Source organism: Desulfovibrio sp. An276 (genome assembly GCF_002159665.1).
GTDB lineage: Bacteria > Desulfobacterota > Desulfovibrionia > Desulfovibrionales > Desulfovibrionaceae > Desulfovibrio > Desulfovibrio faecigallinarum.
Genome location: NZ_NFJC01000021.1, coordinates 46,051 through 53,018 on the forward strand (window position 1 = coordinate 46,051; position 6,968 = coordinate 53,018).

7 protein-coding genes are annotated in these 6,968 nt (G+C 55.5%); 6 read left to right on the forward strand and 1 reads right to left on the reverse strand.

The window, feature by feature from the left end; translation table 11 throughout:
* Positions 1-79: 79 nt before the first annotated feature.
* Positions 80-868, forward strand: a complete 789-nt coding sequence (locus tag B5F76_RS15360) for a type II toxin-antitoxin system HipA family toxin (RefSeq protein WP_239407013.1) — start codon at positions 80-82, stop codon at positions 866-868.
* 23 nt (positions 869-891) lie between these two features.
* Here B5F76_RS15360 and B5F76_RS09525 read toward each other — a convergent pair whose 3' ends face one another.
* On the reverse strand, positions 892-1,170 hold the full coding sequence (locus B5F76_RS09525) for a metal-sensing transcriptional repressor (protein ID WP_087353723.1): 279 nt from the start codon (positions 1,168-1,170) through the stop codon (positions 892-894).
* A gap of 228 nt (positions 1,171-1,398) precedes the next feature.
* Between B5F76_RS09525 and rpsB the strand changes: the two genes are divergently transcribed.
* From rpsB to B5F76_RS09550, 5 genes are all read left to right on the forward strand, one after another.
* Positions 1,399-2,142 (forward strand): 30S ribosomal protein S2, encoded by a 744-nt coding sequence (rpsB, locus tag B5F76_RS09530; RefSeq protein ID WP_087353725.1) that lies wholly within the window; start codon positions 1,399-1,401, stop codon positions 2,140-2,142.
* Between the two features lie 96 nt (positions 2,143-2,238).
* Positions 2,239-3,120, forward strand: coding sequence for a translation elongation factor Ts (gene tsf, locus B5F76_RS09535; protein WP_087353728.1), 882 nt, complete (start codon positions 2,239-2,241; stop codon positions 3,118-3,120).
* Between the two features lie 164 nt (positions 3,121-3,284).
* The gene (locus B5F76_RS09540; RefSeq protein ID WP_087353730.1) at positions 3,285-3,653 is read left to right on the forward strand and encodes an Hpt domain-containing protein; all 369 of its coding nucleotides are present in this window, start codon (positions 3,285-3,287) and stop codon (positions 3,651-3,653) included.
* A 41-nt stretch (positions 3,654-3,694) separates the two neighbouring features.
* Complete coding sequence (locus B5F76_RS09545) at positions 3,695-6,271, forward strand: ATP-binding protein (protein WP_087353733.1); 2,577 nt, start codon at positions 3,695-3,697, stop codon at positions 6,269-6,271.
* A gap of 38 nt (positions 6,272-6,309) precedes the next feature.
* Entirely contained in the window at positions 6,310-6,843 is a 534-nt protein-coding gene (locus tag B5F76_RS09550) for a helix-turn-helix domain-containing protein (RefSeq protein ID WP_087353736.1), read from the forward strand.
* Positions 6,844-6,968: the final 125 nt, after the last annotated feature.

Below are 6,968 nucleotides of genomic sequence, written 5' to 3' on the forward strand. Positions count from 1 at the left end.
GAGTTTTTTGGCGGAATCCGGCCCGGAATCAGTCCCTCCCCTTGTATCTTTGCCAAAACTTCTTCGTGCCGCGCAACATGTGAGCCAACAGACAGACAGCGATGCTGATTTGCAGCTCTTGGTTGCTCCAGGAGCTTCCCTCGGCGGTGCCAGGCCAAAGGCGTCTGTCCTTGGTGTCAATGGGGAACTTTTCCTCGCCAAGTTTCCCAAGCCCGATGATGAACGGGACATTCCTCTCTGGGAATACGTAACCTTTCAGCTTGCGCGCAGAGCAGGTCTAAATACTCCCGATGTACAGCTGCAACGCATTGCTAACAAAAGTATCCTGCTCGTACAGCGCTTTGACAGAGTTTGTGAACAGGGAGGCGACAGGCAGAATCTTGGACGCATCCCCTTTCTCTCCGCCATGAGCCTCCTGCAGGCAAAAGATGGAGAGCACTCAAGCTATGCGGAGATAGCTGCAGCAATACAAGAGGAAGGCGCATCCCCATTCAACGATTTGCGTGAACTCTGGTCGCGGATGGTTTTCAATATCTGTGTCTACAACGTGGACGACCATCTCAGGAATCACGGCTTTTTGCGCGAGGCACAGGGCTGGCGCTTGTCTCCTGTCTACGACCTCGAAAACTCATATCCCGGGGAAAAGGCGGCCATGCTGCACACCTGCATGATCGATGAGGAAAGTGTCCTCGATGTGAACACTGCTCTGGAAATTGCAGAGTTTTTCCGATTGCGAGCAAGCGAGGCAAAGGAGCGCCTTGCCGAGATACGCAGGGCTGTTTCCTTCTGGAGACAGGAGGCAGTGAGGGTGAACGCGAGGCCTGCGGAAATGGCGATCATGAAGGAAGCCTACGAGTACAGCCTGTGACACAGGTCCCAGACCGTCAAGTCCTAGCCCTTCATGTTGGCAAAGCGCTCCACTGCCTTGGTGAAACTGGCTATGGTCTGCTCCGCGTCCCCGTGCTCAATGCCGTCGCGCACGCAGTGACGGATGTGCCCTTCCAGCACTACCTGGCCCACCCTGTGCAGGGCGGATTTGGCAGCATTGATCTGGGCGAGGACGTCTTCACAGGGCACGTCCTTGTCGACCATGCGGTCTATGGCCTCTATCTGGCCCAGAATCTTTTTGAGGCGCCTGTGGAGATTGGGCGCATCCATGCACTGCTTCATGAGAAATCCTTTGTGGGTTGTGTTTCGGGTCCGTGACCATGCAAAAAAAGGTGCGGACAAGGAATGAAGGGGACAAGGGCAACTTTTTGCTTGCCTTGCGCGCGACAATAAGATATGCAGGCCCTCCACATCAAGTAAGCACATCGGGGCAGCAGCCTGGGGTGCCCGGCAAAAGCCAGGGTAGAAGGGCTAGGGCCTCGATGGAAGATGAACCCAGGAGGTTTTATCATGGCATACGTTACCATGAAGCAGATGCTGGAAACCGGCGTCCACTTCGGCCACCAGACCCGTCGCTGGAACCCCAAGATGCGTCCCTACATCTTTGGTGACCGCAACGGCATCCATATCATCGACCTGCAGCAGACCGTGAAGCTGTTCCGCGTTGCCTACGACAAGGTCGTGGACACAGTTGCCAAGGGCGGCAAGGTCCTGTTCATCGGCACCAAGCGTCAGGCCCAGGAAGCCATTGCTACCGAAGCCACCCGTGCCAACCAGTTCTACGTCAGCAACCGCTGGATGGGCGGCACCCTGACCAACTTCGTGACTATTCAGAAGAGCATTGATCGTCTGAAGAAGCTCGAGACCATGTTCGCCGACGGTTCCATCAACCGTTACCAAAAGAAGGAAATCCTTCTCCACGAGCGCGAAATGCAGAAGCTCGAACAGGCTCTCGGCGGCATCAAGAACATGGATCACCTGCCCCAGCTGGCCTTCATCATCGACCCCAACAGAGAAGACATTGCCGTCAAGGAATGCCGCAAGCTGGGCATCCCGATTGTGGCCGTGACCGACACCAACTGCGATCCCGACCTCATCGACTACATCATCCCCGGCAACGACGACGCCATCCGCGCCATCAAGCTCTTCGTGGGTGCCTTTGCAGAAGCCTGCCTCGAGGGCGAGGCCGCAGCTGCCGACAAGGGCAGCGAGGAAGAGGCCATGGAGAAGGGCGCAGAAGAAGCTGCCCAGTAGTTTCTGATTAGACGACAGTCATACAACCGACACATAAAGGCAGTATTGTCTTCCAAGGACGATGCTGCCTTTGTTTGAAAATTCAAGGAGATCTCAATGGCCATTACTGCTGCAATGGTGAAAGACCTGCGTGAAAGAACTGGCGCTGGCATGATGGATTGCAAGAAGGCCCTCGTGGAAGTGGGCGGCGATATGGAAAAGGCCGTCGACTACCTGCGCGAGAAGGGCATGGCCAAGGCCGCCAAGAAGGCCGGCCGCGCCACCAGCGAAGGTCTGGTGGTCTTTGCCGAGAATGCCGACGCCACCAGGGTTGCCATGGCTTCCCTGCAGTGCGAGACCGACTTCGTGTCCCGCGGTGACGACTTCAAGGATCTCGCTGCCCGTGTCGTGAACGCAGTTCTCGAGAACAAGCCCGCCGACGCCGAAGCCCTGCAGGGCCTGGTTGGCGAGGATGTGAACAACCTCATTGCCAAGATTGGCGAGAACATGCGCCTTGGCAAATTCTACGTGTACGACCGCGCTGCCAATGAGGTTGTGGGTCAGTACCTGCACACCGCCAGCGGCAAGCTGGGCGTCATGGTTGTGCTTGAGGTTGGCAAGCCCGAGACCGCTGCCAACGAGCAGGTGCAGAACCTTGCCCGCGAAATCGCCATGCAGGTCGCTGCCCTGCGTCCCATGGCCCTCGATCGCGCAAGCCTCGCTCCCGAAGTCATCGAGCGCGAGCGCAACGTGTACCGCGAGAAGGCCCGCAACGACGGCAAGCCCGAGCAGATCATCGAGAAGATCGCCGAAGGCGCAGTGGTGAAGTTCTGCAAGGAAGTCTGCCTCCTCGACCAGCCCTACATTCGTGACGACAAGAAGAGCATCTCCGATTTCGTCAGGGAGACCGGCAAGGCAGTGGGCGACACCATTACCGTGAAGTCCTTCGAGCGCATCGAGCTCGTCGCGGAGGAAGCTCCGGCAGAAGCTGCCGAGTAGTCTTTCCCAAAGGCATATTTTTCGGGAGGGGTCCTTCGGGATCCCTCTCTTTTTTTTTGCCCTGCAAAAGGGAAGCCTCTCCTGGCCCACGTTGTCCGGGCAATGCTTTTTTTCTATGATAGCAGCACTGTTTTTCTCTCTTTTAAAAGCACAATGGAGGCAAGATGGACCAGACAACGCTTTTGCGCCTGCATGAGATCGGCATTGACGCTGAAGAGCTTCTCGAACGCTGCATGGGCAACGAGAAGCTCGCCTGCCGTCTGCTGCTCAAATTTGTGGATGATAGGAATTACGATAGCCTGACCGATGCCCTGGCAGTCAACGATACGGAAAAGGCCATAGCGGCTGCCCACGCGCTCAAGGGCATGTGTGGCAACCTCTCCATGAAAAGGCTGCAGACTTTGTTCGAGACTGAGCTCACCCTTTTGCGTGGAGGGGATGTTGCCGCAGCCAGGGAGCTTTTGGGCGAGGCAAGCGCTGTCTATACCGAAACACGGCTTGCCCTGCCCTCTCTTTTGGGCCCCATTGGCTAGTCTACGGTCCCGATAACCCGATTTTGTTCTGCGAGGTTCCCGTGAAGAACAGTACCCTCAAAATTTTCCTCAGATTTGCAGTTTTTCTGCTCATCACCATCTTCTGCGTGCTTGCCGTTCATGTGTTGCGGGAGAACACGCTGCAAAACGCCCAGAAGGTGGGTATGGTCAGCACGAGCAACTTTGCGGCAGAGGTGCACCGGAACTTCATGATCATGGAAAGCCAGCTCAAATTCGGGGTTGCCCTGCTGGAGGGAGAAGTCGGCATGGGCCGGGAGCATGTGGAAAAAATCGCGAGACCCTTCATGGACCAGGCACGCAAAGTGCTGGACAGCAGCATGACCCCCTACATAGTGGGAGAGGATGGCCGTGTCATCGTGTCATCTGGCGAGCAGTATCCCATGACCAGTCAGGATATGTCCAAAAAGGCCTGGTACGCGGACACAATCGCACGGGGTGGAGAGATTTGCTACACGGATGTCTACAGGGAGCAGGCAACTTCCAGGCCAGTCATTACCATTGCCAAAAAGTTCAGTCACTCCAATCACGTCATTGCCTTTGACGTGTACACGGATATCTATGACCTCTATTTCGACAGGACCATGCTGCGCAGCGGGGAATCCTTCTTCTTCAGTGACAGCAGTGGGGGGCTCTTATACGCCTGTACGTCGCTTACTCTGAACGAAGAAGCTCTCAAGAATTATGTGCGCTGGATCATAAAGGGAATCAAGGCAGGAAAATTCGATCCGTATGATTCGTTTCTGATCGATTTTGACGGAAGGCGCAGGGCAGTCTACTACACAAGGCTCGACAACGGCTGGTACAGCATCATGACAGTGCCCCAGTCAAACATTGTCAGGGATGTCAATCTGCTCTATGGCATACTGGGCATAGCCATACTGTTGTTCATGAGTGCCATTATCTTTTTTTCCTGGCGAGAATTGCGTGCCAGGGGGCTCATGGAGCGCTCCATTGCTACCATTGGCGTGCTCGGCAATCACTACGCCGCCATTTACCGCATCAACTACGAAAAAAATACCTACGAAATGATCAAGGGCACGCCCTACGCCCGGGCCAGACTGGAGAAAAACGGCAGCTACGACGATCTGCGCAACGTGGTGGTTGGCTACTTCGAGCCCAAGGGCGTGGAACTTTTCCTGGAAAACTTTTCGGTTGCCAATATGCGCAAGCTGGTGGAACAGAAGGTTCGCAACTTTGTGGGGGACTTCCAGCGCATGTGCGATGGTGTCTACCGCTGGACCAGCGTATACCTGCTCTTTGACGACTCTCTGGCTCCAGGAGAGGTTGTTCTGTGCTTCCGTGACATAGAGGACGAGAAGCAGAAGGAGCAGCGGGAGAGGAAGCTTTTGCAGGACAGCCTGGAGATGTCCCGGCAGAGCGAAAAGTCCAAGCAGAACTTCTTCAGCAATGTCTCCCACGAGATGCGGACTCCGCTCAATGCCATCATAGGCATGAGCGAGCTTGCCCTGAAAAGGCTGGGACAGTGGGAAGAAAGTCGCAACGACAGGAGTGCCGACGGGAAGAACTCCGACGAGAGCATGGACAAACTGCGCCACTGCATTGAACAAATCCGTTTTTCCGGGCGGCAGATGAAGAATCTCATCGATGACATCCTTGAGATTTCGCGCATGGAACAGGGCAAGTTTTCCCTGAACAACGAACCCCTGAATCTCTGGCAGTGCCTCAATGATGCCCTTGCACCCTATTTTCTCCAGGCAACTTCGGAAAAAAAGACCTTTCTTTTCAAGATGGAGAAGAGTAGGGAGACAGTCTTGGGGGATCCTCTGCGCATAGCCCAGGTCATGAACAACCTGATTTCCAATGCCTTCAAGTTTACGGACGAGGGTGGAACCATCAGGGTCGAGGTGGAGCGTCTTCCTCAGGAGGGTGTGGCAAAGTACCGCATTGCTGTCAGCGACAACGGGGCAGGCATGTCCAAGGACTTTCTGCCCCTGGTCTTTACTCCCTACAGCCGCGACACCAGCTTTGCTGCCAGAAAGACAGTCGGCACAGGCCTTGGCATGCCCATCACAAGACATCTTGTGGAGCAGATGAACGGCGAGATCAGCGTGCAGAGCGAGGAGGGTGCGGGCACGACCTTTACCGTGGTTTTGCCCTTTGCCCTGGTCCAGGAGGACGATGCGGGACAGGCGGTTGAAGAGTCTTGCTCCGTAGAGAGCCAGAAGAAGGATGGTTTCGACCTTTCTGTGCTTTCTGGCCTGCATGTGCTGGTTGCCGAGGACAATGCCATAAACATGGAGCTTGTGACCGAGGTTTTGACCATGCAGGACATGCATGTGACCCAGGCCTGGAACGGCAAAGAGGCAGTGGATCTCTTTGCCCAGAGCAACCCCTTCCACTACGCCATCATCCTGATGGATATGAGAATGCCTGTCATGGACGGCTGCGAAGCTGCCAGAGCCATACGCGAACTGAAGCGCGAGGACGCCTCTGTTCCCATTGTGGCTGTGACTGCCAACGCCTTTGCAGAAGATATCCTTGCCTCGACCGAGGCCGGCATGAACGGCCATGTCTCTAAGCCCCTGGACTTTGGGCAGCTGTTACGCCTCCTTGCCCAGCTTGTCGGAGGAAAATAGGAAAGAGCTTTTGTGCCGGTCTGAAAAGGAGTTTTGGCATGGAAACGGACAAGCACGCGTTTTCCAGGAAATACCCGGAACTTTTCAGGGATCTGCAAGGCTACATTGCTGAAGTCCACAAGTTCGGGGCAGGAGTTGGTGCTGGAATAGTCTATGGGGAGTGCCTTGGCGGGGCTGCAGCCACAGCCTCGGTAACGCGCTGCCTTTTGGCCAAGTTTCTCAAACAAAAGGATCTGTCCTTTTCGCAGCTTCTTTTGCGCACCATAGACGAGAAGGGGATGAGCCAGACGGAGTGCTACAAAAGGGCCCTCGTAGACAGAAAGCTCTTCTCCAAGATCCGCTCCAATCCAGAGTACAAGCCCTCCAGGGAAACTGTGCTGGCCTTTTGCGTTGCCCTTGAGCTGGATCTGGAGGAGACAGCCGAGCTTCTGAAGGCGGCTGGCTATACGCTTTCCAACAGCAGGGACTTCGACATCATAGTGCGTTTTTTCATCGAGAGAGGCATCTACGATGTTGTGCAAATCAACGAGGCCCTGCTTGAATACGACCAGCCCCTGCTGGGCTACAGGTAGCCTTTCCTTCGAGCACAATCGGGTAGGCGGGGGCGATCGCTCGCCCCAACCTCCCACACCACCGGACGTACGGGTCACGTATCACGGCGGTTCAACTAAACAAGGCTTTCTTGGCTCTGAGGCAC

Bases quoted from the DNA above. Each gene is read 5' to 3' on its own strand.
- B5F76_RS09525 (WP_087353723.1), bottom strand. From the start codon at position 1,170: ATGAAGCAGTGCATGGATGCGCCCAATCTCCACAGGCGCCTCAAAAAG.
- rpsB (WP_087353725.1), top strand. From the start codon at position 1,399: ATGGCATACGTTACCATGAAGCAGATGCTGGAAACCGGCGTCCACTTC.
- tsf (WP_087353728.1), top strand. From the start codon at position 2,239: ATGGCCATTACTGCTGCAATGGTGAAAGACCTGCGTGAAAGAACTGGC.
- B5F76_RS09540 (WP_087353730.1), top strand. From the start codon at position 3,285: ATGGACCAGACAACGCTTTTGCGCCTGCATGAGATCGGCATTGACGCT.
- B5F76_RS09550 (WP_087353736.1), top strand. From the start codon at position 6,310: ATGGAAACGGACAAGCACGCGTTTTCCAGGAAATACCCGGAACTTTTC.